At 65.3% G+C, this 24,407-nt stretch carries 21 protein-coding genes and 1 tRNA gene; 7 read left to right on the top strand and 15 right to left on the bottom strand.

The genetic code is table 11. From position 1 onward, the window contains the following. From JN302_RS17910 to JN302_RS17895, 4 genes are all read right to left on the bottom strand, one after another. The gene (locus JN302_RS17910) at positions 1 to 843 is read right to left on the bottom strand and encodes an enoyl-CoA hydratase family protein (RefSeq protein WP_202333945.1); all 843 of its coding nucleotides are present in this window, start codon (positions 841 to 843) and stop codon (positions 1 to 3) included. A 117-nt stretch (positions 844 to 960) separates the two neighbouring features. After that, a complete protein-coding gene (locus tag JN302_RS17905) occupies positions 961 to 1,413 on the bottom strand; it encodes a cupin domain-containing protein (RefSeq protein WP_202313876.1) in 453 nt (150 codons plus the stop codon). Positions 1,414 to 1,620: 207 nt separating this feature from the next. Beyond that, the gene (locus tag JN302_RS17900; RefSeq protein WP_202333944.1) at positions 1,621 to 2,391 is read right to left on the bottom strand and encodes an SDR family NAD(P)-dependent oxidoreductase; all 771 of its coding nucleotides are present in this window, start codon (positions 2,389 to 2,391) and stop codon (positions 1,621 to 1,623) included. Continuing rightward, complete coding sequence (locus tag JN302_RS17895; protein WP_202333943.1) at positions 2,388 to 4,712, bottom strand: bifunctional salicylyl-CoA 5-hydroxylase/oxidoreductase; 2,325 nt, start codon at positions 4,710 to 4,712, stop codon at positions 2,388 to 2,390. Before JN302_RS17895 ends, JN302_RS17900 begins: the two co-directional genes overlap by 4 nt. A 224-nt stretch (positions 4,713 to 4,936) precedes the next feature. On the opposite strand from JN302_RS17895, the gene JN302_RS17890 reads away from it, so the two are divergent. Both JN302_RS17890 and JN302_RS17885 read left to right on the top strand, forming a co-directional pair. Then, the gene (locus tag JN302_RS17890) at positions 4,937 to 5,719 is read left to right on the top strand and encodes an enoyl-CoA hydratase/isomerase family protein (RefSeq protein WP_202333942.1); all 783 of its coding nucleotides are present in this window, start codon (positions 4,937 to 4,939) and stop codon (positions 5,717 to 5,719) included. A 2-nt stretch (positions 5,720 to 5,721) separates the two neighbouring features. Then, entirely contained in the window at positions 5,722 to 7,527 is a 1,806-nt protein-coding gene (locus tag JN302_RS17885) for an acyclic terpene utilization AtuA family protein (protein ID WP_202333941.1), read from the top strand. 332 nt (positions 7,528 to 7,859) lie between these two features. On the opposite strand, the gene JN302_RS17880 is transcribed toward JN302_RS17885, so the two are convergent. The 3 genes from JN302_RS17880 to JN302_RS17870 form a co-directional block, all read right to left on the bottom strand. Then, a complete protein-coding gene (locus JN302_RS17880; RefSeq protein ID WP_202333940.1) occupies positions 7,860 to 9,095 on the bottom strand; it encodes a styrene monooxygenase/indole monooxygenase family protein in 1,236 nt (411 codons plus the stop codon). A gap of 168 nt (positions 9,096 to 9,263) precedes the next feature. After that, the gene (locus JN302_RS17875) at positions 9,264 to 10,049 is read right to left on the bottom strand and encodes an SDR family oxidoreductase (RefSeq protein ID WP_244846438.1); all 786 of its coding nucleotides are present in this window, start codon (positions 10,047 to 10,049) and stop codon (positions 9,264 to 9,266) included. Positions 10,050 to 10,096: 47 nt separating this feature from the next. Continuing rightward, on the bottom strand, positions 10,097 to 10,594 hold the full coding sequence (locus JN302_RS17870; protein WP_202333939.1) for a flavin reductase family protein: 498 nt from the start codon (positions 10,592 to 10,594) through the stop codon (positions 10,097 to 10,099). A gap of 187 nt (positions 10,595 to 10,781) precedes the next feature. Here JN302_RS17870 and JN302_RS17865 point away from each other — a divergent pair, with 187 nt between their 5' ends. Then, on the top strand, positions 10,782 to 11,768 hold the full coding sequence (locus JN302_RS17865) for an AraC family transcriptional regulator (RefSeq protein ID WP_202333938.1): 987 nt from the start codon (positions 10,782 to 10,784) through the stop codon (positions 11,766 to 11,768). 10 nt (positions 11,769 to 11,778) lie between these two features. On the opposite strand, the gene JN302_RS17860 is transcribed toward JN302_RS17865, so the two are convergent. The 3 genes from JN302_RS17860 to JN302_RS17850 form a co-directional block, all read right to left on the bottom strand. Further along, positions 11,779 to 12,291: a MarR family transcriptional regulator gene (locus JN302_RS17860; RefSeq protein ID WP_202334320.1), complete on the bottom strand. Its 513-nt coding sequence runs from the start codon at positions 12,289 to 12,291 to the stop codon at positions 11,779 to 11,781. Between the two features lie 168 nt (positions 12,292 to 12,459). Then, on the bottom strand, positions 12,460 to 13,353 hold the full coding sequence (locus JN302_RS17855) for an NAD-dependent epimerase/dehydratase family protein (protein WP_202333937.1): 894 nt from the start codon (positions 13,351 to 13,353) through the stop codon (positions 12,460 to 12,462). Positions 13,354 to 13,422: 69 nt separating this feature from the next. Next, complete coding sequence (locus JN302_RS17850; RefSeq protein ID WP_202333936.1) at positions 13,423 to 14,499, bottom strand: tartrate dehydrogenase; 1,077 nt, start codon at positions 14,497 to 14,499, stop codon at positions 13,423 to 13,425. 241 nt (positions 14,500 to 14,740) lie between these two features. Between JN302_RS17850 and JN302_RS17845 the strand changes: the two genes are divergently transcribed. Further along, the gene (locus JN302_RS17845) at positions 14,741 to 14,896 is read left to right on the top strand and encodes a hypothetical protein (protein WP_202313856.1); all 156 of its coding nucleotides are present in this window, start codon (positions 14,741 to 14,743) and stop codon (positions 14,894 to 14,896) included. 108 nt (positions 14,897 to 15,004) lie between these two features. On the opposite strand, the gene scpA is transcribed toward JN302_RS17845, so the two are convergent. The 4 genes from scpA to JN302_RS17825 all read right to left on the bottom strand — a co-directional run bounded on the left by scpA (position 15,005) and on the right by JN302_RS17825 (position 21,338). Further along, positions 15,005 to 17,152, bottom strand: a complete 2,148-nt coding sequence (gene scpA, locus JN302_RS17840) for a methylmalonyl-CoA mutase (protein WP_202333935.1) — start codon at positions 17,150 to 17,152, stop codon at positions 15,005 to 15,007. A 7-nt stretch (positions 17,153 to 17,159) separates the two neighbouring features. Then, complete coding sequence (locus tag JN302_RS17835) at positions 17,160 to 19,163, bottom strand: acetyl-CoA carboxylase biotin carboxylase subunit (RefSeq protein WP_202333934.1); 2,004 nt, start codon at positions 19,161 to 19,163, stop codon at positions 17,160 to 17,162. Positions 19,164 to 19,230: 67 nt separating this feature from the next. Beyond that, complete coding sequence (locus JN302_RS17830; protein ID WP_202333933.1) at positions 19,231 to 20,763, bottom strand: acyl-CoA carboxylase subunit beta; 1,533 nt, start codon at positions 20,761 to 20,763, stop codon at positions 19,231 to 19,233. Beyond that, entirely contained in the window at positions 20,763 to 21,338 is a 576-nt protein-coding gene (locus tag JN302_RS17825; RefSeq protein WP_202333932.1) for a biotin transporter BioY, read from the bottom strand. The genes JN302_RS17830 and JN302_RS17825 overlap by 1 nt, the downstream gene beginning before the upstream one ends. Before the next feature lie 231 nt (positions 21,339 to 21,569). Here JN302_RS17825 and JN302_RS17820 point away from each other — a divergent pair, with 231 nt between their 5' ends. Then, a complete protein-coding gene (locus JN302_RS17820) occupies positions 21,570 to 22,982 on the top strand; it encodes a helix-turn-helix domain-containing protein (protein ID WP_202333931.1) in 1,413 nt (470 codons plus the stop codon). Positions 22,983 to 23,105: 123 nt separating this feature from the next. On the opposite strand, the gene JN302_RS17815 is transcribed toward JN302_RS17820, so the two are convergent. Next, on the bottom strand, positions 23,106 to 23,819 hold the full coding sequence (locus tag JN302_RS17815) for an SIMPL domain-containing protein (protein ID WP_202333930.1): 714 nt from the start codon (positions 23,817 to 23,819) through the stop codon (positions 23,106 to 23,108). A gap of 112 nt (positions 23,820 to 23,931) precedes the next feature. Here JN302_RS17815 and JN302_RS17810 point away from each other — a divergent pair. Both JN302_RS17810 and JN302_RS17805 read left to right on the top strand, forming a co-directional pair. Beyond that, positions 23,932 to 24,007: transfer RNA gene (locus JN302_RS17810), tRNA-Ile, on the top strand. 249 nt (positions 24,008 to 24,256) lie between these two features. Further along, on the top strand, positions 24,257 to 24,394 hold the full coding sequence (locus tag JN302_RS17805; RefSeq protein ID WP_202334602.1) for a hypothetical protein: 138 nt from the start codon (positions 24,257 to 24,259) through the stop codon (positions 24,392 to 24,394). Positions 24,395 to 24,407: the final 13 nt, after the last annotated feature.

Raw genomic sequence — 24,407 nt, 5'->3', positions numbered from 1 at the left:
TCAGTTCCCCTGGAAATCTGGCTTCGACTTGGCAGCGAACCCCTCGAAGGCACGGCGGAAATCACCCGTCGCCATGCAGATCGCCTGGGCCTGGGCTTCCGATTCGATCAGTTCCTCGATGCCCATCGACCATTCCTGGTCGAGCATCTTCTTGGTCATGGAATGCGCGAACCACGGTCCGTCCGCGATCATCCGGGCGAAACGGCGCGCCTCGTCGGGCAGCGCGGCGCCGTCATGCAGCGCATTGTAGAAGCCCCAGGCATGGCCTTCAGTGGCCGTCATCACCCGTCCGGTGAACAGCAGCTCGGCCGCCCTGCCCTGGCCGATGATGCGCGGAAGGATGCCGCAGGCCCCCATGTCGGCGCCGGCAAGCCCGACGCGGGTGAACAGGAAGGCCGTCTTGGTATCGGGCGTGGCGAGGCGGTGGTCGGCGGCCATGGCCAGGATCGCGCCGGCGCCGGCGCAGATGCCGTCCACCGCCGCGATGACCGGCTGCGGGCAGGCGCGGATCTGCCGCACCAGGTCGCCGGTCATACGGGTGAAGGCGAGCAGGTCGGGCATCGCCATGTTGGTCAACGGCTCGATGATTTCGAACACGTCGCCGCCGGAGCAGAAATTGCCACCGGCGCCGGCGAGCACGACGGCTCGCACGTCGCTGGCCCTGGCCAGCGACCGGAACAGATCTCCGAGTTCCTCGTAACTCTCGAAGGTCAGCGGGTTCTTCTTTTCCGGACGGTTGAGGGTGATCGTCGCGACGCGTCCGTCCTCGTCCGTCTCGAACAGGAAATGCCTGGCCTTGTGGCCCTTGAAGGGACGCTTCTTGTCCTGCATCGCATTGGTCATCCGGTGTCACCCCGTGTTCTGTGGCCGGGCGCCATTGTCTGGGCGTCCGGCGATGGCCCTGGTGGGCGCGGTTGCGTTAGTGGCCATCCGGTCCATACGCCTGGGCCGGAGAGCGCCTCAGTCGTTCGCCGAAGGCGGCAGGAACTCCACCTCGTGCTGTGCCGAGATCTTCACGACTTCTTCCGGGTCGCCGAGGTTGTGGAGCTTCTCGAAAAGCTGATCAAGCATGCGCGTGGGCGAGACCCAGAACAGCGCCCGCGTCGGCTTGTCCGACTTGTTGAAATAACCGTGCGGGATGCCGCGCGGCATGCGCACGAGATCGCCTGCCTGCGCCTTGACCCACTGGCCGTCGAGCTTGAGGTCCAGTTCTCCTTCCTGAACCAGGATGAACTCGTCCTGGGTGGGATGGATGTGCACAGGCACGAACTGCCCGGGCGCGCTGTTGGTCTCGAAGGCGAAGGTCGCCTCGCACAGCGCCTTCGGGAAATAGACCTGCCCCAGGATGTTCCAGCTCTTGCCGCTCAGGCCCGTGCCGCTGCGTGTTATGCCCTTTTCCAATGCAATCGTCATGCTTTCATTCCTCCCTGTCGAAGTTGCAGTTGCCCCTCACCCTTGCCCTCTGCCCATGAAGGACGGAGAGAGGGGACCGCCACCGTTGCCGCTTCGTCCTTCTCCCCGTCCTTCGCGGGGAGAGGTGCCGGTCCACCCTCCGCAGCTGCAGCGCAGCTGCTGCGGAGGACGGGCAGGCGGATGAGGGGCGTTCCTAAGCCTGCAAGCCTAGCCTCCCATGACCTCGCCTCCGGCGACCGGAATGGCCTGGCCGGTGATCGCCGTCGACCCCTCCGCGACCAGCCACATGACCGTGCTCGCGACCTCATCAGGCGTCACCAGCCGGCCCTGTGGATTGGCACGCGCCAAGCTGGCCCGCGCCTCGTCGCGGCTGCGGCCGGTCTTGTCGGTGATCGTATCGACGGCGCCGTCGAGTAAAGGCGTATCGGTGAAGCCGGGGCAGACCGCATTGACGGTCACGTCGGTCCGCGCGAGTTCCAGCGCCAGCGCCCGGGTCAGCCCGATTACGCCGTGCTTCGAGGCGCAATAGGCGGACACATATGCGTAACCAGTGAGGCCTGCCGTGCTCGCGACATTGACGATGCGGCCGCTCCCCGTCCGGCGGATCGAAGGCAGCAGCGCCTGGGTCACCAGGAACATGCCGGTCAGATTGATGCCGATGACGCGGTTCCAAAGGTCGAGACCGGTCTTCTCGAAGGGCGCGGACGGCGCCTCGCCGGCGCAATTGACGAGCACACCGACGTCACCGCCCCATGCCAGCGACTTCGACACACCCGCTTCGACGGCTTTCGGATCGGTGACGTCGAACCCGCCGATGACGAGGCTGTCGCCGCCGGCCGCGGCGATCTCGCCTGCGACCGCCTCGAGCGGCCCGGCCCTACGGCCGGCGAGCGTCACGCGCATGCCGTCGGAGGCGAGCGCCAGCGCGATCGCCCGTCCGATGCCGCTGCCGGCTCCGGTTACGAAGGCATGTCTCATCGCGCCGCCTTGGCCGCTTCGGCTGCCCTGATCAGGTTGTTTTCATACTGCGCCCGCGCCGAACGGTATTGCTTGGGCCAGGACTGGCCGGCAAAGCCGATCTTGGCGGCCTCATGCATGACGAAGGACGGGTCGGCCAGGTGCGGACGCGCCACCGCGCAAAGATCCGCCCGGCCCGCCGCGATGATCGAGTTGGCGTGGTCGGCCTCGGAGATCGCGCCGACGGCGATGGTCGGCACCTGGATCTCGTTGCGGATCTTGTCGGAGAACGGGGTCTGGAACAAGCGGCCGTAGACCGGCTTCTCCTCCTTCACCACCTGGCCCGACGAGCAGTCGATCAGGTCGGCGCCGGCTTCCTTGAACATCCTGGCGAAGATCGCAGCGTCCTCCGGCGTGTTGCCGCCCTCGAACCAGTCGTTGGTCGAAAGGCGCACCGAGATCGGCTTTTCCGCCGGCCAGACGGCACGGACGGCGTGGAACACTTCCAGCGGGAAGCGCGCCCGCGCCTCATGGTCGCCGCCATATTCGTCGTCGCGCAGATTGGTGAGCGGCGACAGGAAACTCGACAGCAGGTAGCCATGCGCGGCGTGGAGCTCGAGGATGTCGAAACCGATCTCGGCCGCCCGCTTTGCAGCGGCGACGAAGTCGGCAACCACGCGGTCCATGTCTTCCCGCGTCATCGCCTTCGGCACGTCCGAATGCTGAAGGTAGGGGATGGCCGAAGCCGAGAGCAGAGGCCAGCCTCCCTCGGTGACGGGCTGGTCGATGCCTTCCCAGGCGACCTTGGTCGCGCCCTTGCGCCCGGCATGCCCGATCTGGATGCCGATCTTGGCAGGCGTCTCCTGGTGAACGAAGTGGACGACGCGTTTCCAGGCCTCGGCCTGCTCGTCGTTCCAGAGGCCAAGGCAGCCCGGCGTGATGCGCGCGTCGGGCGACACGCAGGTCATCTCGGGGAAGATCAGCGCCGCGCCACCCATGGCGCGCGCGCCGAGATGGACGAGATGGAAATCGTTCGGCATGCCGTCGACGGCCGAATACATCGCCATCGGCGAGACCATGATGCGATTGTGCAGCGTCAGCTCGCGCACCTTGAACGGCGTGAACATCGGCGGTGGAACAGCGCCGTTGGGAGCCGGGTCGAGACCAGCCCGCTCCGCGAACCAGCGCTCGTAGCTTTCCAGCCAATCCTTGTCGCGCAGGCGCAGGTTCTCGTGGCTGATACGCTGCGAGCGGGTCAGCATGGAATACATGAACTGCTCCGGCTCGAGCGTGTCGGCATAGCGGGTGCCGACGACCTCGAACCACTCCATGGCGTTGCGTGCCGCATTCTGGATGCGGGCGACGTCGACGCGACGAACCTCTTCGTAAGCCGCGAGCACATCAGGAATGTTCTTCGCCTCGTGGCCTGCGATATCGAACTGCCTGGTGAGCTCGATGGCGTCGTCGATCGCAAGCTTGGTGCCGGAGCCGATGGCGAAATGGGCGGTATGGGCGCTGTCCCCCATCAGCACGACGTGGCTGCGGCCGTTGAAATGGCTCCATTTCTCGCAGATCAGCCGGCCGAAATTCAGCCAGGCCGAACCGCGCAGATGGCGCGCATTGGTCATCAGCTTGTGGCCGTCGAGCGTTTCGGCGAACAGCTTCTCGCAGAACGCGATCGACTGGTCCTGATCCATCTCGTCGAGCCCATGCGCCTTGAAGACGTCCTCCGTCGTTTCGACGATGAAGGTCGAGGTTTCGGCGTCGAAGCGGTAGATATGGGCCTGGAACCAGCCGTGCTCCGTCTTGCGGAAGTCGAATGTGAAGGCTTCGAAGGCCTTGTGGGTGCCAAGCCAGACGTAACGGTTCGGCCGCACCACCATATCGGGATTGAAGGCGTCGGCATACTTGGCGCGAATCCGGGAATTCACGCCGTCGGCCGCGATGATCAGGTCCGCATCGGCGAATTCCTCGTCGCTTTGGACTTCGTATTCGAACACCAGCTCGACGCCGAGCTCGATGCAGCGTTCCTGCAGGATGTTCAGCATCTTCTTGCGGCCGATGCCGACGAAACCGTGGCCGGTGGTGCGGATCTTGCGGCCCTTGAACACCAGTTCGATATCGTCCCAGTGGTTGAATGCGTCCTCGATCGCAGCCGCCGTCTTCGGGTCCCACTGGCGCATCGACTGCATCGTGGCATCCGAGAAGACGACACCCCAGCCGAACGTGTCGAACGGCCGGTTGCGCTCGACCACGCGCACATGATGCTCGGGATGCCGGCTCTTCATCAGAAGCGCGAAATAAAGCCCCGCCGGGCCGCCTCCGATACAGACAATCCGCATGACCGCTCTCCCGTTTTGGCCGATGTCGACGCCGATGCCGGACCTACGGCATCGAGCTTGCCCTAAGGGTGGACTCGATCCGGAGAAATTTCAAGCTTAAAGTTTTTTTTGCCTCTCGAATCCTTTGACATTCATGGTGGAGCCGGCTTCTCACGGGCACGGATTCGGGTAACTTCGCTCGACGCCCGGCAGCTTGCCGCCGGGCCGAGGAGGAGGCGTGTGACATGACGGAGAGCCGAGAGGTCCTATACGAAAAGCGCGGCCGCGCAGGCTGGATCACCATCGATCGGGCGGCCAAACGCAATTCGATCAATGCCGCGGTCATGTCGGGCATCACTTCCGGCATCGAGCAATCATCGGCCGATCCCGACGTCAGGGCGATCGTGCTCACCGGCGCCGGCGACAAGGCATTTTGCGCTGGCGCCGATCTTTCCGGGGGGGCAGAGGCTTTCGGGCGCAGCTTCGCCGAGCCGAGCCAGCCTTTCGCCAATCTGCTGCGCGCGGCCCATGCCTGCCGCCTGCCCATCATCGCGCGTGTGAACGGGGCCTGCATGGCGGGCGGCATGGGCCTGCTTGCTATGTGCGACATGGCGGTCGCCGCCGATCATGCCATCTTCGGTCTGCCCGAGGTCAAGATCGGCGTCTTTCCCATGCAGGTCCTGTCCGTGCTGCAACAGCTCATCGCGCGGCGAGATCTGATGGAGCTCTGCATCACCGGCGAGCCTGTCGATGCAGCAACTGCGTTGGCCATGCGTCTCGTCAACCATGTCGTGCCGGCGCAGGAACTCGATGCCAAGACGGATTGGCTGCTCGCCAGGATCTTCGACAAGTCGCCGACGGCAATCCGGCGCGGCAAATATGCGATGGCTGCGATCGCCGACATGAGCTTCGAGCAGGCGTTGAGCTTCACCGAGACGCAGATCGGCGTCACGGCGCTGACCGAGGACGCGGCCGAGGGCGTCGCTGCCTTCACCGAAAAACGCAGTCCGGTCTGGACGGGGAGATGACCATGGCCGGGAAGCTGGTCCGCATCGGCGGCGCGTCGGGTTTCTGGGGCGACAGCAGCCTCGGCGCGCTGCAACTCGCCCGCAGCGGCAAGGTCGACTATCTGGTGTTCGACTATCTCGCCGAGGTCACCATGTCGCTTCTGGTGCGGGCGCGAGAGAAGGACCCTGCACAGGGATATGCGACTGATTTCGTCGGCGTGGTGAAGATGCTGCTCGCCGACATCACGTCGCGCGGCGTCCGTATCGTCGCTAATGCCGGCGGCGTGAACCCCCGCGCCTGCGCAGCCGCGTTGCACGAGATCGCGGTGGCAGCCGGCTCCAAGCTCGAGATCGCCATTGTCGAGGGCGACGACGTCTCGGGCCTCGCCGATACGCTGCGGAGCGAAGGCATGACCGAGATGTTCTCCGGCGCGGCCTTTCCCGAAAGGATCCTCAGCGCCAACGCCTATCTCGGCGCCACGCCGATCGCGGCCGCCCTCGGCCGTGGCGCCGATATCGTCGTCACCGGACGCGTCGCCGACAGCGCGCTGGCGCTCGGCATGCTGATGCACGAGTTCGGCTGGCGCGCCGACGATTGGGACAGGCTGGCGTCTGGGAGCCTCGTCGGCCACATCCTCGAATGCGGCGCGCAGGCGACGGGCGGGCTGCATACCGACTGGGAGGCCGTGCCGGACTGGGCCAATATCGGTTATCCGATCGCCGAATGTGCCGTTGACGGCAGCTTCGTCATCGCCAAGCCGGACGGCACAGGGGGGCTCATAACGCCTGGCGTCATCGCCGAGCAGATGCTCTACGAGGTGGGCGACCCGACGCGTTATGTGCTGCCCGACGTGACCGCGGATTTCTCTGAGGTACGGATCGAAGAGGCGGGTCCGAACCGCGTCCGTGTCGCGGGAGCCTTGGGACGGCCCGCGCCCGCCGCCTACAAGGTCTCGGCCACCCATGTCGACGGATGGCGGGCCTACGGCACCCTGTCCGTCATCGGAATCGACGCCGACCGCAAGGCACGGCGGACGGCGGAAGCGATCCTGGAGCGAACACGCGCCATCTTCCGGCATCGCAACCTTGCCGACTATCGCCGGACCGATATCGAGATCCTGGGGGCGGAGGCGGTCTACGGCCCGCATTCACGCGCAGCCGGCGCCCGCGAGGTCGTCATGAAGCTCGGTGTCGAGCATGATGATCCCGCCGCACTCGGCATCTTCGCCCGGGAGATCGCGCCGGCGGCGACGAGCTTCGCGCCGGGAACCACAGGCTTCGCGGGCGGACGCCCGAAGCCGACGCCGATCGTCAGGCTGTTTTCCTTCCTGCTTGATAAGGACAGGCTGCCGCCGCCTGTCGTGGCGATCGGAACGGAGCATTTCGAGGTCCCGGTCGCTATCGCCATGAGCGGGGCGAAGACCGCCGAGCGCCCAGTTCCGGCCGTCGAGCCCCATGATGGCGAAACGGTTTTGGTTCCCCTGATCCGGCTCGCCTTCGCGCGTTCCGGCGACAAGGGCGACAGCGCCAATATCGGCGTGATCCCGCGCGACCCGGCCTTCACGGCCGTGCTGCGGCGAGAGCTGACGGCCGAGCGTGTGCGGGACTATTTCGCCCATCTCGTCGAAGGCCCTGTCCATCGCTACGAGGTGCCCGGGGTCGGCGGCTTCAATTTCCTGCTCGAGCGGGCGCTGGCCGGAGGCGGCATGGCAAGCCTGCGCAACGACCCGCTCGGCAAGGGTTTCGCCCAGATGCTGCTCGACATGCCGGTCGCTGTTCCAGCGGATTTGGCGCGGGGGATCGCTAATCAGCCGGCCGACAGGCCCTGAGGGACCCCTCATCCGACCTCGTCCTGGCGGACGAGGCCACCTTCTCCCACAAGGGACCCCTCATCCGACCTCGTCCTGGCGGACGAGGCCACCTTCTCCCACAAGGGGAGAAGGCTGGAGCCTAGCTCAACCGGCTCTGCAAATCGCCAACGTACACGATTGGCCGAGACGCTGTTGCAGGGCCTTGCCTTCTCCCCTTGTGGGAGAAGGTGGCCTCGCCCGAAAGGGCGAGGTCGGATGAGGGGTACGGCAGCGCCAAAACACCTGTGGGAGAAGCCGGCCGTAGCCGGAAACAAGGGCACTCTCCCCGTCCTTCGCGGGGAGAATATGCCCTACGCCGCCAGCTGCTGCAGGTAGCGGTCGGCCTCCTCCGGCACGGCAAACCACGGGAACAGATCGGGCGGATTGTCGAAGCCGTTGGCGATCCGCCTGGCGAGCATCGGAAAGGCCTGCGCCGAGCCCATGATGTTGAGCACATGGGGCGGTGGCGGCTGCAGCAGTGCGTTGGTCCAGCCGACAACATATTGGGCATAGCTCCAATAGCGGTCGAAGGTCGCCTGCATGAAGGCTTCGTCGAATGGCCGGTCGCCATGGGCGACGATCGCATCCATGTAGATGCGTGCGGCCTTGGATGCGTTGTTGGAGCCCTGCCCCGTGATCGGATCGTTGAGGCAGACGGCATCCGCCAGACCCAGCACGACCTTGCCCGAAGGCAGCCGTCCGATCGGCTTGCGCACGGTCGGCGGGAAGGCGCCGGCCAGGATGCCGTTGGCGTCTGTCAGCTCGACCTTGCGGCAGCGCTCAGCCTCCCAGGGCAGGAAGCTGTCGAGGATCCATTTCGAGCGCGCCAGATGCTCCTGCGGCGTGGTGACATCCTTCCAGCAGTCCATCGGGCCGCCGGGAATGCCTTCCAGCACCATGATGTCGCAAGGGCCGCTGTTGGTCAGCGCCGGGAAGACGAAATATTCGCCCACGCCGGGGATCAGGTTGAAGTTGACGGCCGAATGGTCAGGCCGCGGCGTCATGCCATGGACATAGGTCAAAGCGAGCGCACGCTGCGGCTTGTCGAAGGGAGACTTCTCGGCGTCGCGCTCGAACATCCTGGCGATGTCACCCTTGCCGGCAGCGACGACGGTGAGATCGGACGATGCGGCATAGGTCTCCAGGTCGGCGATCGTCGCCTCCTTGATCTCCAGCGTGCCGCCGCGCCGTTCGAGTTCCTTCATCCAGACCGGATATTTGGTGCGCTGGTCGACACTCTGCGCCGGCCGCTCCAACAATCCGTTCCAGTCGATGGCCTTGTGGCCAGGCTTATCTGGCGCCGGAACCACGAAGTTGATGGAGTCGACCGTCGGGCATTCCTCGCCCCAGAAGTCGAGCCCGACATCGCGCTCGTTCTGCAAGGCGGCATCGAACATGCACTGGCTCGACATGACCTTGCCGGTGCGGATGTCCTCGGCCGTGCGGTTCTGCACGACCTTGACCTCGTAGCCTTTCTGCAGAAGCCCGCAGGCGAGCTGAAGGCCGGCCTGGCCTCCGCCCAGAATCGTGATCTTGCGACTGCTCATCGTCATTCCCCTTGTTGATTGTCTCACCAGTGGCCTCAATCGCCGGCGCGGCCCATCCGGCCCGCTTGGCTTTTCGCGCCAACGGGGCGCGGCGCGCGGTCGCGCGCTCCAACCGTCACAGACCGTTGGAAATCCTTCCTGGCCATGCCGCACAAAGGCGATGGCCGATTATTCCATCAGCAGCGGGATCGCCGGATCGATCCGCTCCGGGCCCATCGCGGTGTAGCCGCCGTCCACCCTGATGTCGGTGCCGGTGATGAAGCTCGCGGCATCGGAAAGCAGGAAGGCGACCGCCTCGGCTACCTCGGACGGGTCGCCCGTGCGGCGCAGCAGGTGGAAGGGTGCGGCGACCCCGTCGGTCTTTTCCCTGTTGTCGTTGCTGAGTTGCTTCATGATGTTGCTCCAGGTCCAGCCGGGAGACACGGCATTGACCCGGATGCCGTCCAGCGCCAGATCGAGCGCCTGGTTGCGGGTCAACTGCAGGATCGCCGCCTTCGACACCGGATAGGCCCAGCGTCCCACCTGGGCGACGCGCGCCGAGATCGAGCCGAAATTGACGATGGCACCCTTGTTCTTCGCCAGATGCGGCCGGGCGGCCTGTATCAGCACGACCGAGCCGACGACATTGACGTCGAACGCCTTCAGCCAGTCCGCCCGCGAAGTCTCGGCACCATTGTCCAGATAGGTTGCGGCAACATTGACGAGGAAGTCGAGCCGCCCGTGACGTTCCACGGTGGCGGCGACCAGGGCATGGATATCGTCGTCGCTCGTGATGTCGGTCCGGATGAAGCTCGCCTTGGGGCCGATGCCGATTGCCACCCTCGCGCCGTCGGCCTCGTTGATGTCCGCGATCACGACATTGACGCCATACCCCGCGAGCACCGCCGCGCAGCTCTCGCCGATGAGCGTGGCGCCGCCCGAGATGATCGCGGTCTTTCCGTCCAGGCCCTTCATTTTTGAATCCTCCTTGATCGATGATATCGGCGGGCACCCCGCGCCACTCAGGCGGCAGAAAGCGACCGCGGAACCGAAGAAAAACCGCCGTCGAGATAGACGAGTGAATGGCCGTCGCCCGGTACGGTCTCGACCACCCGCCCGATCAGGATGATGTGAGTGGTATGATCGACGACCTGGTCGAGCCGGCATTCGAAGGAAACGAGCGCGCCCCCGACGATCGGCGCTCCGGTCGACCCGGCTCTCCAGTCGCCGACGGAGAACCGGTCTCCGGCGGCGAGGCTGGTCTGGCCGGCGAAGGTGCGCGCGATCGGCTCCTGGGCATGGGAAAGCACGTTGACGGCAAACACCCCGGAATCGGGAACGAACTGTGCGACCCAGGTCTTGCGGTTGACGCAGGCGACCAGGGAGGGCGGCTCGGCCGACAGCGAGCAGACCGCCGTCGCCGTCAGCCCACGGCGCTCGCCGTCATTGCCCAGCGTGGTGATCACGCTCACCGCGCCGGCCACTTTGCGCATACCAGCAAGAAAGAGGTCGGATGTCATTCACTCCTCCATCGGTTCCCTGGCGGACACGTTGCCTGGCAATCGCTGCGAGGCTCGCGTTTCTTTTAGACTTCAATTACATTGAGAGTGAGGTGGACGGCCGTCGCCCGCAATCCAGATCGCGCGGCCACTATCCATATCGCGCAGTCTGAAGACCGAATGCGACCGTTGGGAGAAGGTTGCCTGCATGGACGCCGCTCAATCGATCCTGCCGCTCGAACGCCAGACGCTTGTCGACACTTACTCGCCCGAGGAGGCGAGGCAGGAGATCGGGCGCATCTTCTGCCCGCATTTCCTGTCGCCTCACGACAGGCATGCCGCTGGCTTCCACGCCGTGCATCGCTCGTCGCGTCAGCGGGGGTATTCGCTCAACCTGGTGAGTTATGGCTGCGAGGTCGAGATCGACCCCGGCGAGCTTTCCAGCTTCTTCCTGCTCCAGATCCCGCTGTCGGGCTCGGCAACGGTCCGCTGCGGCAACGACACGGCGATCGCCAGCACCGGCCAATTCGCCTCATTGCTGTCGCCGACGCTGCCGACCAGGATGAACTGGTCGGACGGCTGCCAGAAGCTCATCGTTCTAGTCGAACGCGAGGCGATGCAGCGCCAGTGCGAGCAGATCGCCGGCCATCCGGTCGGCAAGGTCGAATTCGCCACAGGGATTGACATGACCAGCCCGGCCGGGCGGCTGCTGCTCGGCCATGTCAGGCTGATGATCGAGGCTGCCGAAACCGACACAGGCGTGCTCGGCGACTATCTTTCACGGCTCGGCGAAAGCCTGGGCGCACTGCTTCTGACCTCGTTTTCACATTCGCAGCGCGGCGCCCTCGACACGATCGCTCCGCCCGCGGGCTCGGCCGCGGTGGCGCGCGCCGAGGAATGGATCAAGGACAATATCGACCGCTCCTTCGCCGTGGCCGACATCGCCGCGGCATCGGGCGTCAGCCTGCGCTCGCTTCAGGAGGGCGTCCGGCGCGAGAGAGGCACCACGCTCACCCATATGATCGAGACCATTCGCCTGGAGCGCTTCCGCGCCGCCCTTCTCGACCCGGCCAACCACGGCTCGGTGACCGAGATCGCATGCATGGCCGGCATCGGCCATCTCGGCCGGGCCGCCGCCGCCTATCGCCTGCGCTACGGCGAGACGCCATCACAGACGCTGCGCCGGACACGGTAACCCGTCTGATCTACCCGCTCCGGCCCAGCTCGGTTCGGATGGAGCGCTTCAGCTTGGCGAGTTCCTTCATCAGCGCGGCGCTGTCGCGCGAGGAGAGCCCCGCGAACAGATTGCCGATCCAGTCGCCGTGCCGCGTCGCCATCTTGCGGAACTCGTCATGGCCGAAGGGCGTCAGCGAGATAACCTGCACCCGCCGGTCGGTGGGCGACGTCGTGCGCAGGATGTGGCCGCTCTGGACCAGCCGATCGACCAGCGAGGTGATGTTGCCTGCCGACACCATCATGCGCTTGGAGACCTCGCCCAGCACCATGCCTTCCGGCGCCTTCTCGAGCTGGGCGAGCAGGTCGAAGCGCGGCAAGGTGAAGTCGAACTCCTCGCGCAGGCGGCGGCGCACCTCGGTCTCGACCAGTGTCGCGCAGGTCAGCAGCCGCAGCCACAGGCGCAATTCGTCGCCATGATCGCCCGGCGCCTCCAGCACCTTGGTTTCGCCGTCGAGCCACTGGTCGGCGCCGTCGTCGTCAATGCTCAAGCCCAGTCTCCTCGCATTCCGGCTACTCTACCCGAAGCCTCGTGCCGAAGCGGCAATCGAGATCATCGGCCCTCACAGCCGTGAAAAACCTTCAAGCTTGAAGTAGCTGGTTCCGCCGGAACATCAAGAGAAATCCCGAGGATACGCGCTCCCGACCGGAGCTTATCGACCTACATATTTGCGCCAGTTGTGCTCCTCGCGAAATCCGAGCATTTCCTTCACCTTGCGGTTCGAGAGCAGCGTCTCGAACTCGCCGAGTTCGCGCTTGACAGGCACGTCGGGATAGAAGCGCTCAAGCAGTTCCCGGGTCGGCAAGTCGGACGAACAATCGTCATTCGCGGCGTTGAATATCTGGAAGCCGAGCCCGTCCTTCTCGATCGCTCGATGCGTAATCTGGCCGAGGTCGCGCGCATCGATGTAGCTCCAGGCGATGCGCTTGCGGAAACCCGGATCGGCGAACCACTTCGGAAACAGGCCATATTCATGGGGCTCGATGACGTTGCCGATGCGCAGCGCATAGATGTCGAAGCCGGTGCGCAGCGCGAAGGCGCGCGCCGTCTGCTCGTTGACGACCTTGGAGAGCGCGTAGCTGTCCATAGGGTCGACGTCGTATTCCTCGTCGAGCGGAAAATAGCGGGGATCGCGGGGCTCGTTGGCAAAGACCAAGCCATATGTCGTCTCGCTCGACGCGATCACGATCTTGGGGATGCCGAGCTTCACCGCAACCTCGATGACATTGTAGGTGCCGAGCGCGTTGATGCGGAACAGCTCGTTATCAGGTGTGATCATGATGCGCGGAACGGCGGCGAAATGCACCACGGCATCCACCTTCTGCGGCCGCAGCGACGGATCGAATTCGTGCAGCCCCATATAGCTCGACAAGGCGTTGAACACCTGCCCGCTGTCGGTAATGTCGGTGATCAGGGTGCGAACCTTGGGATTGTCCAAGGGCTTGACGTCCAGATTGAGGACCTGGTGGCCCCGATCAACCAGATACCGAACGACATGACGGCCCGCCTTGCCGCTGCCGCCGGTGAACATGATTTTCCTGCTCATCTCGTCCTCCTGCTCGCTGCCCTTTCGTCGACGGGATACGCCCGCCTCCGAACTGATGCCTTTTGGATGTTACACATTATCGCCCCGGATCGCCGCGACGACGGCGTCGGTCACCATGCGCGTCGTCGCATGGCCGCCGAGGTCGGGCGTGTGGAGGGACGGATCGGCGGTGACCCGCTCGACGGCGCGCATCAGCCGGGCGGCGGCGGCCCTCTCGCCGAGATGGTCGAGCATCAGGGCAGCGCTCCAGAAGGTCGCGACCGGATTGGCGATACCCTTGCCGACGATGTCCATGGCCGAACCATGGATCGGCTCGAACATCGAGGGAAAGCGGCGTTCGGGATCGAGATTGGCCGTCGGCGCGATGCCGAGCGACCCGGCGAGCGCGGCGGCCAGATCGGACAGGATGTCGGCATGCAGATTGGTGGCCACGATCGTGTCCAGCGTGGCCGGACGGAGCGTCATGCGCGCCGTCATCGCATCGACCAGCATCTTGTCCCAGGCGACATCCGGAAACTCGGCCGCAACCTCGGCGGCAATCTCGTCCCACATCACCATGCCGTGGCGCTGGGCATTCGACTTGGTGGCGACTGTCAGCCGCTTGCGCGGCCGCGACCGGGCGAGACCGAAAGCGAAGCGCATGATGCGCGTGACGCCGGCGCGCGTGAAGATGGCCACTTCCGTGGCGACCTCTTCCGGCAGGCCGCGGTGAGAGCGGCCGCCCTGCCCGGCATACTCGCCCTCCGAATTCTCGCGGACGATCACCCAGTCGAGATCGTCCGAGCTGACGCCGCGCAGCGGGCCGACGATGCCGGGCAGCAGGCGCACCGGCCGCACATTGGCGTATTGGTCGAAGGACTGGCAGATCGCCAGCCGGAGCCCCCACAGGCTGACGTGATCCGGCACGTCGGGCGCGCCGACCGCGCCGAACAGGATGGCATCATGGCCCCGGATCCGGTCGAGACCATCCTTCGGCATCATCTCGCCATGACGACGATAATAGTCGCTGCCCCAGTCGAAATGATCGAAGGACAGCCGGAAACCGCCGTCGCGACCGGCCACCGCCTCGAGGACCTCGATGCCCGCCGTCACCACCTCCGTTCCGATCCCGTCGCCCGGAATGGCCGCGATCCGAAACTCCTCCATTTTCACTCCCAGTTACAAGGCGCCGTCGAACGGACGATTATCGACAGATATCGAGAATATTCCGAGCGGGATTCGTCAACCCTTCCAGTTGAGCCTGGAATGCGGCTGCGATGTCCTCGGGCCGGGCTGGCGGTGCCGCGGCAAAGGAGCGCTTTCTTGCAATTTTGCGTTGGGCGCTCGATGTCTATGGAAACTGGCCGCAACCGATTCTTGGCTCGGGGCGTCCCACCGGAGATTGGAAATGCGGAAACTGGCACTCTTGTCGTTGATCGTCGCCCTCGCCGGTTGCCAGGCGACGAGCGAGGCCAATATCGATCCGCAGTTGCAACCGGCCTTCAGGAGTGAGGTCGAAGCGCCCGGTGCCAATCCGTATCTGAAGTGGCAGCGTGGCTTCTGACGGCGTCGGACCAGACGGGACAGCTTCGGGCGGTGTCGCCGCCACGCGCAAAAATAAGCTCTGGAGTTCCGGGGCTCCGGCTCGACCGCACGATTTTGAGTCGTGCCCTCACGGCTGGTTGCGCAGCTTGCCTTCCATGAGGTCCAGCACGGCATTCGCCGCATCGAGCACGTTTGTGCCCGGCCCGAAGACGGCCGCGACGCCGTGGTCGGACAGGAAGTCGTAGTCGCGCCGCGGCACGACCCCACCGCAGACCACGATGATGTCTTCGGCTCCCTTGCCTTTCAGCGACTCGACGAGCTGCGGCAGCAGGGTCTTGTGGCCGGCGGCCAAAGAGGAGACGCCGATCACATGCACCTTGGCCGACATGGCCATCTCGGCCGCCTCGTCCGGCGTCTGGAACAGAGGCCCGGCCAACACCTCGAAGCCTATGTCGCCGAAGGCCGAGGCCACCACCTTGGCGCCGCGATCGTGACCGTCCTGACCGAGCTTGGCGACCATGATGCGCGGCGTTTCGCCGATCACCGCCGATATCCGCTCCAGGCGCGTCAGCAGCGTCTTGTATTCCGGTTCGTCGGCATAGGCCTCGCCATAGATGTCGCCGACGACCTCAGGCACGGTGGCATGGTCGCCGAAGGCGCGGCGCAGCGCGTCCGAGATCTCGCCGACGGACGCCCGCGCCCGTGACGCCTCGACGGCCGCCTCCAGGATGTTGCCCTGCCCGCTGCGCGCGACCGCCTCCAGCGACGCCAAGGCGGCTTCGACCCACTTCGGATCGCGCTGCCGACGTATCTTTTCCAGGCGCGCGACCTGCGCCTGGCGCACGGCGCTGTTGTCGATCTCCAGCGTGTCGATCGGGTCCTCCTGCTCGAGCCGGTATTTATTGACGCCGACGATCACTTCGTCGCCCTTGTCGATCGCGGCCTGCTTGCGCGTCGCCGCCTCCTCGATGAGCCGCTTGGGCAGGCCGGCCTCCACAGCCTTGGCCATGCCGCCCTGCTGTTCAACCTCCTCGATCAGCGCCCAGGCCTTGTCGGCCAGTTCCGCCGTGAGGCTCTCGACATAGTAGGAGCCGGCCAGCGGATCGACCACCTTGGTCACGCCGGTCTCGTGCTGGAGGATGAGCTGGGTGTTGCGCGCGATGCGCGCGGAGAATTCCGTCGGCAGCGCGATCGCCTCGTCGAAGGAGTTCGTATGCAGCGACTGCGTTCCCCCAAGCGCGGCCGACATCGCCTCGAAGGCCGTGCGCACGATGTTGTTGTAGGGATCCTGCTCCTGGAGCGACACGCCCGACGTCTGGCAATGCGTGCGCAACATCAGCGAGGACGGCTTCTTCGGGTCGAACTCCTTCATGATGCGCGTCCACAGGAGCCGCGCCGCGCGCAGCTTGGCGGCCTCCATGAAGAAGTTCATGCCGATCGCGAAGAAGAAGGAGAGCCGGCCTGCGAAGGCGTCGACGTCGAGGCCTTTGTTGAGCGCGGCCCGCACATATTCGCGGCCGTCGGCGAGCGTGAAGGCCAGTTCCTGGACCAGCGTCGCGCCGGCTTCCTGCATATGGTAGCCGGAGATGGAGATCGAGTTGAACTTCGGCATCTCGCGCGCCGTGTATTCGATGATGTCGGCGATGATCCGCATCGAGGGTTCGGGCGGATAGATATAGGTGTTGCGGACCATGAACTCCTTGAGGATGTCGTTTTGGATCGTCCCCGCAAGCTGCGTGCGCGAAACGCCCTGCTCTTCGCCCGCCACGATGAAATTGGCCAGGATCGGGATCACCGCGCCGTTCATGGTCATCGAGACCGAGACCTTGTCGAGCGGGATGCCGTCGAACAGGATCTTCATGTCCTCCACGGAATCGATCGCCACGCCTGCCTTGCCGACGTCGCCGACCACGCGCGGGTGGTCGCTGTCATAGCCCCGATGCGTGGCGAGGTCGAAGGCCACCGACACGCCCTGCTGGCCCGCGGCGAGCGCCTTGCGATAGAAGGCGTTCGACGCTTCCGCCGTCGAGAACCCGGCATATTGCCGGATCGTCCACGGCCGGCCGGCATACATGGTCGCCCGCGGCCCGCGGATGAAGGGATCGAAGCCCGGCAGCGCGCCGAGATGGTCAATGGCGGCGATGTCCTCGGCCGTGTAGAGCGGCTTGACGTCGATGCCCTCGGGCGTCTTCCAGACCAGCGTGTCGGCCGAGGCGTTGATCTCGCGCTCCGCCAGGCCGCGCCATGCTTCGACGCTCTTGCGTGCCGTCGTCATCGTCGCCTCACTCGAATTCCATGATCAATTCGTCCACCGCGAGGCTGGCGCCCGCCTTGGCCGCGATGAGCCGCACCGTCGCGCGGCGTTCGGCGCGCAGCACGTTCTCCATCTTCATGGCCTCGACCGTCGCCAGCACCTGCCCGGCCTCGACCGTGTCGCCGGCGCTGACTGCAATGGAGGTGACGACCCCGGGCATCGGGCAGAGCAACGAGCGCGACAGATCCGGCGGCAGCTTCTTCGGCATCAGCCGCGCCAGCGCCGCGACACGGTGACCGCGTACATGGGCGACCAAGTCGACGCCGCGGCAGCGCAGCCGCCAGCCGCTGCCCGACGGCGCGACCTTGACGCCGACGATGGCGCCGTCGAGCTCGAAGGCGGCATGGCTGCGCCCGGGCAACCAGTCGGACGCGACTGATATCGCCTGGCCGTCTTCCGCTTCGACGATGGTCCGTCCGGCCTCCTCGCGCACCGAGACGGCGATCGAGCGATCGGCCAGCGTGATCACCCGCTCGCTGCCGATCTGGCGGCGATGATTGTCCATCGCGCCCGATATCTGCACGTCACGCCTCTGGACGACCCGGTCGATGAAGGCCGCGATGGCGGCCAGTTTTTCGGCCTGCTCGGCCGACGGCTCGACACCGGAGAAGCCGTCAGGGAATTCCTCCGCGATATAGGCCGTCGTTAGACGGCCCGAGCGGAAGCGTTCCTGTTCCATGACGGCGGAGAGGAACGGCAGGTTATGGCCGATGCCTTCCACCTCGAAATCGTCGAGCGCGGCACCCATCGCCTCGATTGCCGTCGCCCGGTCGGGCGCCCAGGTGCACAGCTTGGCGATCATCGGATCGTAATACATCGAGATCTCGCCGCCCTCGAATACGCCCGTGTCGTTGCGCACGATCGTTCCGTCGTCGCATTTGCCCTCGACCGGCGGGCGGTAGCGCGTCAGCCGGCCGATCGACGGCAGGAAGTTGCGATAGGGGTCCTCGGCATAGAGCCGGCTCTCGATCGCCCAGCCATTCAGCTTCACGTCGTCCTGGCTGTGGCGCAGGCGCTCGCCGGCCGCCACGCGGATCATTTCCTCCACGAGATCGAAGCCGGTGATCAGTTCCGTCACCGGGTGTTCGACCTGCAGGCGGGTGTTCATCTCGAGGAAGTAGAAATTGCGGTCGCCGTCGACGATGAACTCGACCGTGCCGGCCGAGAAGTAGCCGACCGCCTTGCCCAGCGCGACAGCCTGCTCACCCATCGCTTTTCGGGTCGCCGCATCCAGGAAAGGCGACGGCGCCTCCTCGATTACCTTCTGGTTGCGCCGCTGGATCGAGCACTCGCGCTCGCCGAGATAGATCAGATTGCCGTGCTGGTCGCCCAGCAGCTGGATCTCGATGTGGCGCGGCTGGGTGACGAATTTCTCGATGAAGATCCGGTCGTCGCCGAAGGAGGATTTCGCTTCGTTCCTCGACGACTGAAATCCATCGCGCGCCTCCGCGTCGTTCCAGGCGATGCGCATGCCCTTGCCGCCGCCGCCGGCCGAAGCCTTGATCATGACGGGATAGCCTATCGAACGGGCGATCCTGACCGCTTCGTCGGCATCCTCGATCAACCCCATATGGCCGGGAACGGTGGAAACGCCGGCAGATGCGGCGATCTTCTTCGAGGTGATCTTGTCGCCCATCGCCTCGATCGCCACCGGCGGCGGGCCGATGAAGGTCACGCCCTCGACCTTGAGGGCTTCGGCGAAGTTGGGGTTCTCCGACAGGAAGCCGTAACCAGGGTGCACCGCGTCGGCGCCTGTCCGGCGGACCGCATCGATGATCTTCTGGATGACGATATAGGACTGGCTCGACGGCGCGGGCCCGATATGCACGGCCTCGTCGGCCATTTTCACATGCAGCGCTTCGCGGTCGGCGTCGGAATAGACGGCGACCGTCTCGATGCCGAGTTTCCGCGCCGTCTTGATGACGCGGCAGGCGATCTCGCCGCGATTGGCGATCAGGATCTTCTTGAACATCAGGCGGCGCTCCCGCGCATGATCTCCATGAGTGGAACCAGGTTCCTGGACAAGGTCATGCGCCCTTTCATAGCGGTATGGTGTCGTGCTTCTTCCAGCGGGTCTCGACGGACTTGCCGCGTAACGCCGCGAAGGCCCGGGCGATGCGCTTGCGTGAGGAATGCGGCATGATGACCTCGTCGATGAAGCCGCGCTCGGCCGCCACGAACGGATTGGCAAAGCGTTCCTCATAGTCCTTGGTCCGCTCCGCGATCCTGGCGGGGTCGTCCAATTCCGAGCGGTAGAGGATCTCGGTCGCACCCTTGGCGCCCATCACCGCGATCTCGGCCGTCGGCCAGGCATAGTTGACGTCGGCGCCGATATGCTTCGAGGCCATCACGTCATAGGCGCCGCCATAGGCCTTGCGGGTGATCAGCGTGACCATCGGCACGGTCGCCTCGCTATAGGCGAAGAGCAGCTTGGCGCCGTGCTTGATGACGCCGCCATACTCCTGCGCGGTCCCAGGCAGGAAACCCGGCACGTCCACAAGCGTGAGCAGCGGGATCGAGAAGGCGTCGCAGAAGCGCACGAAACGCGCCGCCTTGCGCGAGGAATCGATGTCGAGACAGCCGGCCAGCACCATCGGCTGGTTGGCGACGACGCCCACCGTCTGGCCCTCGATGCGCATGAAGCCGACGATGATGTTGCGGGCGAAGGCCTCCTGGATCTCGAAGAAATCGCCTTCATCCGCGATCGCCAGGATCAGTTCCTTCATGTCGTAGGGCTTGTTGGCGCTGTCGGGGATCAGCGTGTCGAGCCGCATCTCGATGCGGCCGGGGTCGTCGTGGAAGGGCCGTGTCGGCGGCTCGTCGCGATTGCTGAGCGGCAGGAAGTCGAACAGCCTGCGGATGGCTTCGAGCGCCTCGATGTCGTTGTCGAACGCGCCGTCGGCGACGGAGGACTTCGCGGTGTGCGTGCGCGCGCCGCCGAGTTCTTCCGCGGTCACGATCTCGTTGGTGACGGTCTTTACCACGTCGGGGCCGGTCACGAACATGTAGGAGCTGTCGCGGACCATGAAGATGAAGTCGGTCATGGCGGGCGAATAGACCGCGCCGCCGGCGCAGGGACCCATGATCACCGATATCTGCGGGATGACGCCGGAGGCGTCGACATTGCGCTTGAAGACGTCGGCATAGCCGGCGAGCGAGGCGACGCCTTCCTGGATGCGGGCGCCGCCGGAATCGTTCAGCCCGATGACCGGCGCGCCGTTGCGCACGGCCATATCCATGATCTTGCAGATCTTCTGGGCATGCGTCTCCGACAGCGAGCCGCCCAGCACCGTGAAGTCCTGCGAGAAGACATAGACCAGGCGGCCATTGATCGTGCCCCAGCCGGTGACCACACCGTCGCCGGCGATCTTCTGGCCGGCCATGCCGAAATCGGTCGCGCGATGGGTGACATACATGTCGAACTCTTCGAACGAACCCTCGTCGAGCAGGACATCCAGCCGCTCGCGGGCGGTCAGCTTGCCTTTGGCGTGCTGGGCGTCGACGCGTTTCTGCCCGCCGCCGAGGCGCGCCTCGGCGCGACGGGCTTCAAGCTGTTCGAGGACGGCGCGCATCAGTTGGCGCCTCGCGCCGAAAGCCACTTCCAGGCGGCGGGGAAGGTGATGGCGGCAAGCAGCGCCTTGCAGATGTCGCCGAACACGAAGGGATAGAGGCCGAAGGCGAGCACGGGCTTGTCGAAGCCGATAACGGTGCCCAGCCACAACAGGCCCGGCACATAGATCACGGCGCCGGCGAGCAGCGCAGCGGCCATGGCGCTGAGCGGGTTCCGGTCCCAACCGCGCATGGCGAGCCACCCGCCGAGCAGCGCCGCCGGCAGATAGCCGACGAGATAGCCGCCCGTCGGCCCCATCATATAGGCGATGCCGATGCCTTTCTCGGGCGTTCCGGCGAAGACGGGAAGGCCCGCCGCACCCTCGACGAGATAGAGAAGCACCGCCGCGGCGGCCCGCCACGGCCCAAGCGCGAGGCCGAGCCCGATGACGACGAAGGTCTGCATGGTGAGCGGCACGGGATAGAAGGGCACGGAAATCCGCGCAGACAAAGCAAGCAGCAGCGAGCTGACCACGACGGTCGCCGCATTCAGCGCGAAGCCGGACTCCCGGCGCGCGAGCGCATGAAACAGGGTCATAGATCTCTCCTCTCGGCCGCAATCGGCCAAAACCCACCTGCTGCATGGCGCGCGAAACGAATTCACGCGCCACGCAGCAGGTCTTTGATTTGACGCATGTCCTCGTCCCGAAACCGGTACCCACTTTCGGGAGACATGCTTTAGTCCCGGAGGGGCTGCGAAGAAAACATTTGAAAAGGCGCAAAAGCGTAGTGTAGAAATTTGAATGTTGCGAATTGCAAAGTTGCGAACATGGCGACGGGTAAACTCTATATCGGCAGGCGGGTGCGCGAACTGCGCGAGGCGGGCAAGGCGACGCAGGCGGCCTTCGCCGAGCGCCTCGGCATCTCGACCAGCTATCTCAACCAGATCGAGAACAACCAGCGGCCGGTCTCGGCCGCCGTGCTTCTGTCGCTGGCGGAGAAATTCCAGATCGACATCGCCTCGCTTTCGGCTAGCGACGGGGACCGTTTGCTCTCGGCGCTCAGCGAGGCGCTCGCCGATCCGCTCTTTGCGCCCTATTCGCCGACCCTCCACGAGTTGAAGCTCGTCACCCAGAACGCGCCGGGCTTCGCCCACGCACTGATCTCCTGCCACCAGGCCTATCGGCTGAACAGCGAGCAGCTTGCCAGCTTCGACGACCAGATGATCCGCACCAACAGCTTCTCGGAGCCGACGCCCTATGAGGAGGTGCGGGACTTCTTCCATTTCGTCGACAACTACGTGCATGAGCTGGACGTTTCCGCCGAGCGGCTCGCCGCCCGTCTCGACCTGCCCGAGCGCGATCCCGCCACCGCCTTGGCGGACCATCTGGAGACGCGGCACCGCGTCCGCCTGCTGAAGGCGGGATCGAACGAGGAGATATTGCGGCGTTACGATCCGGCGGCGCGGGCGCTGTTCCTCAGCCCCTATGCGCCCACCGCCACCCGCAGCTTCCAGATGGCCTTCCAGATCGCCGCGCTGGAACTCGAGGCCGAAATCGACACGATCGCCCGGCGCGCCGAGTTCCGGACGCCGGAAGCGGTCGAGATCTGCCGGATCGGCCTGCAGAACTATTTCGCCGGCGCTCTCACCTTGCCCTATCAGCCGTTCCTGGCTGCCGCCAAGGAATTGCGCCACGACCTGGAACTGCTTGCCGCGCGTTTCGGTGCGAGCCTCGAGCAGGTCGCGCACCGGCTCTCCACCCTGCAGCGTTCAGGCATGAAAGGCGTGCCGGTATTCTTCGCCCGCATCGACCGGGCCGGCAACATCACCAAGCGCCACAGCGCGGCCCGGCTGCAATTCGCGCGCTACGGCGCGGCGTGCCCGCTCTGGAACGCGCATCAGGCCTTCGAGATGCCCGGCCGCATCATCCGCCAGCTCGCCGAGACGCCGGACGGGGTCCGTTATCTCAGCGTCGCGACGGAAATCGCCAAATCGAGCGGCGGCTTCAATGCGGTCCAGCGCCGCTACGCCATCGCGCTCGGCTGCGAGATCTCCTATGCCGGAGACTTCGTCTATGCCGACGGCCTCGACCTGACCGCCCGCTCCGCTTTCGACCCGATCGGCATATCGTGCCGGATCTGCGAGCGGACCGATTGCGCCCAGCGCGCCGTGCCGCCGCTCAAGCGCCGCCTTGCCGTCGATCACAACAGGCGCGGCATGCTACCCTATGCGCTGATGTAGACGGCCGACTTCACGCAAAAGCCCCCGGAAGGCTCGCGCCTCCTGGGGGCTTTTGGCGTCGAAAGCGTTCCGCCCCGCAAGCCGGCAACGCTTCCTCCGCGCCTCACGTCATTTCAGCTCGCCTCATTTCAGCTCGAACGTGACGCTGACCTGCACCTTGTAGGAATTCTCGCCCGCCTGGACCGGCGCCGCACCGGCGTCCTCGGCGCGCATCGCCTTGGCCATGTAGGGCATGGGCGGCGACGCGAAGGACATTTCGGAGATCTCGAGGATCTTGCCGAGCGAGACGCCGGCGGCCTCGGTCAGGGTGCGCGCCTTGGCGATGGCGTCGGCGACCGCCTTCTTGCGGGCCTCGGTGATGACGGCCGCGGGATCGTCGTTGGTGAAGGTGATGCCCCCGCCCTGGTTCACCCCGAGCGACACCGACTTGTCGAGCACCTCGCCGGTCTTGGCGATATCGCGCACCCGCACCGACAGCGTATTGGAGACCTGATAGGCGGCGAGCTTCGCCTCCTGCGTGCCGTCCGGCTTGTTGGTGTAGTCATAGCGCGGCATGATCTGGACGCCTGCCGTCTGCAGGTCGCGCTCCTCGATGCCGGCCGCCTTCATCGCGGCGATCACCGCGGCCATAGCGTCGTTGTTGGCGTCGAGCGCCTCGCGCGCCGTGGCCGCCTCGCGCATGACGGTAAGCGACAGGATCGCCATGTCGGGCGCCACCGCAGCCTCGCCTTCGCCGATCACCACCACGCGCGGCGGCATGGGCGCTTCCGCTGCTCCCGCGATGGTCGGCAAGGCCATCGCTGCTGCGAGAGCGAGAGCGGGCAATTTCATCGTCATTGTGGTCTCCATGTAACAAGCCCTGTCGGCAACCTCGGATAGTAGCCGATTATGTACCGATTGCGGCAACGTCTTGTGCGGACGGAAAAAAGCAACTAAGGCAAGCCGCGTGGGGCCTGTAGCTCAATGGTTAGAGCCGGCGGCTCATAACCGCTTGGTTGGGGGTTCGAGTCCCTCCGGGCCCACCATTTTCCTGCATAATCAAAGACTTACACACTGGCTAGCAAAGATGGTTGGCCAACCGGTTAGCCAGCCGTAAAAGCCGCTTAGCTGAACGTCGACAGCGGTCCGACATCCAGAACCGCCAGAAGCCGGAAATAAGCCTCCGCACATTGGCGCGCCGCCTCGTCCTTTGTGTCGACCGTTCCTGATGCCGGACTGTAGGATCGCCCGACCGTCCGACCGATCAGCGGATTCGCATGGTCACCGACGGCCGAATGCCGAAGCCGAAGCGCGTCGACGGCTGCGTGGTGTGGGATCGCGTCAAGCTCGATTCCACCTTCGGCGACTTGCCTGGCGACGACCAGGAGAACATCGTCGACCTCCTCTTGCAGGGGCGGCACCGAAAGTCATAGCTTCAGCTATGAT

Source organism: Mesorhizobium sp. L-8-3 (assembly GCF_016756615.1).
GTDB lineage: Bacteria > Pseudomonadota > Alphaproteobacteria > Rhizobiales > Rhizobiaceae.
This window is presented reverse-complemented; position numbering and strand designations above follow the sequence as displayed.

Coding starts and splice junctions, on each gene's coding strand:
- JN302_RS17910 (WP_202333945.1), bottom strand. CDS start 843: ATGACCAATGCGATGCAGGACAAGAAGCGTCCCTTCAAGGGCCACAAG.
- JN302_RS17905 (WP_202313876.1), bottom strand. CDS start 1,413: ATGACGATTGCATTGGAAAAGGGCATAACACGCAGCGGCACGGGCCTG.
- JN302_RS17900 (WP_202333944.1), bottom strand. CDS start 2,391: ATGAGACATGCCTTCGTAACCGGAGCCGGCAGCGGCATCGGACGGGCG.
- JN302_RS17895 (WP_202333943.1), bottom strand. CDS start 4,712: ATGCGGATTGTCTGTATCGGAGGCGGCCCGGCGGGGCTTTATTTCGCG.
- JN302_RS17890 (WP_202333942.1), top strand. CDS start 4,937: ATGACGGAGAGCCGAGAGGTCCTATACGAAAAGCGCGGCCGCGCAGGC.
- JN302_RS17885 (WP_202333941.1), top strand. CDS start 5,722: ATGGCCGGGAAGCTGGTCCGCATCGGCGGCGCGTCGGGTTTCTGGGGC.
- JN302_RS17880 (WP_202333940.1), bottom strand. CDS start 9,095: ATGAGCAGTCGCAAGATCACGATTCTGGGCGGAGGCCAGGCCGGCCTT.
- JN302_RS17875 (WP_244846438.1), bottom strand. CDS start 10,049: ATGAAGGGCCTGGACGGAAAGACCGCGATCATCTCGGGCGGCGCCACG.
- JN302_RS17870 (WP_202333939.1), bottom strand. CDS start 10,594: ATGACATCCGACCTCTTTCTTGCTGGTATGCGCAAAGTGGCCGGCGCG.
- JN302_RS17865 (WP_202333938.1), top strand. CDS start 10,782: ATGGACGCCGCTCAATCGATCCTGCCGCTCGAACGCCAGACGCTTGTC.
- JN302_RS17855 (WP_202333937.1), bottom strand. CDS start 13,353: ATGAGCAGGAAAATCATGTTCACCGGCGGCAGCGGCAAGGCGGGCCGT.
- JN302_RS17850 (WP_202333936.1), bottom strand. CDS start 14,499: ATGGAGGAGTTTCGGATCGCGGCCATTCCGGGCGACGGGATCGGAACG.
- JN302_RS17845 (WP_202313856.1), top strand. CDS start 14,741: ATGCGGAAACTGGCACTCTTGTCGTTGATCGTCGCCCTCGCCGGTTGC.
- scpA (WP_202333935.1), bottom strand. CDS start 17,152: ATGACGACGGCACGCAAGAGCGTCGAAGCATGGCGCGGCCTGGCGGAG.
- JN302_RS17835 (WP_202333934.1), bottom strand. CDS start 19,163: ATGTTCAAGAAGATCCTGATCGCCAATCGCGGCGAGATCGCCTGCCGC.
- JN302_RS17830 (WP_202333933.1), bottom strand. CDS start 20,763: ATGCGCGCCGTCCTCGAACAGCTTGAAGCCCGTCGCGCCGAGGCGCGC.
- JN302_RS17825 (WP_202333932.1), bottom strand. CDS start 21,338: ATGACCCTGTTTCATGCGCTCGCGCGCCGGGAGTCCGGCTTCGCGCTG.
- JN302_RS17820 (WP_202333931.1), top strand. CDS start 21,570: ATGGCGACGGGTAAACTCTATATCGGCAGGCGGGTGCGCGAACTGCGC.
- JN302_RS17815 (WP_202333930.1), bottom strand. CDS start 23,819: ATGACGATGAAATTGCCCGCTCTCGCTCTCGCAGCAGCGATGGCCTTG.
- JN302_RS17805 (WP_202334602.1), top strand. CDS start 24,257: ATGCCGAAGCCGAAGCGCGTCGACGGCTGCGTGGTGTGGGATCGCGTC.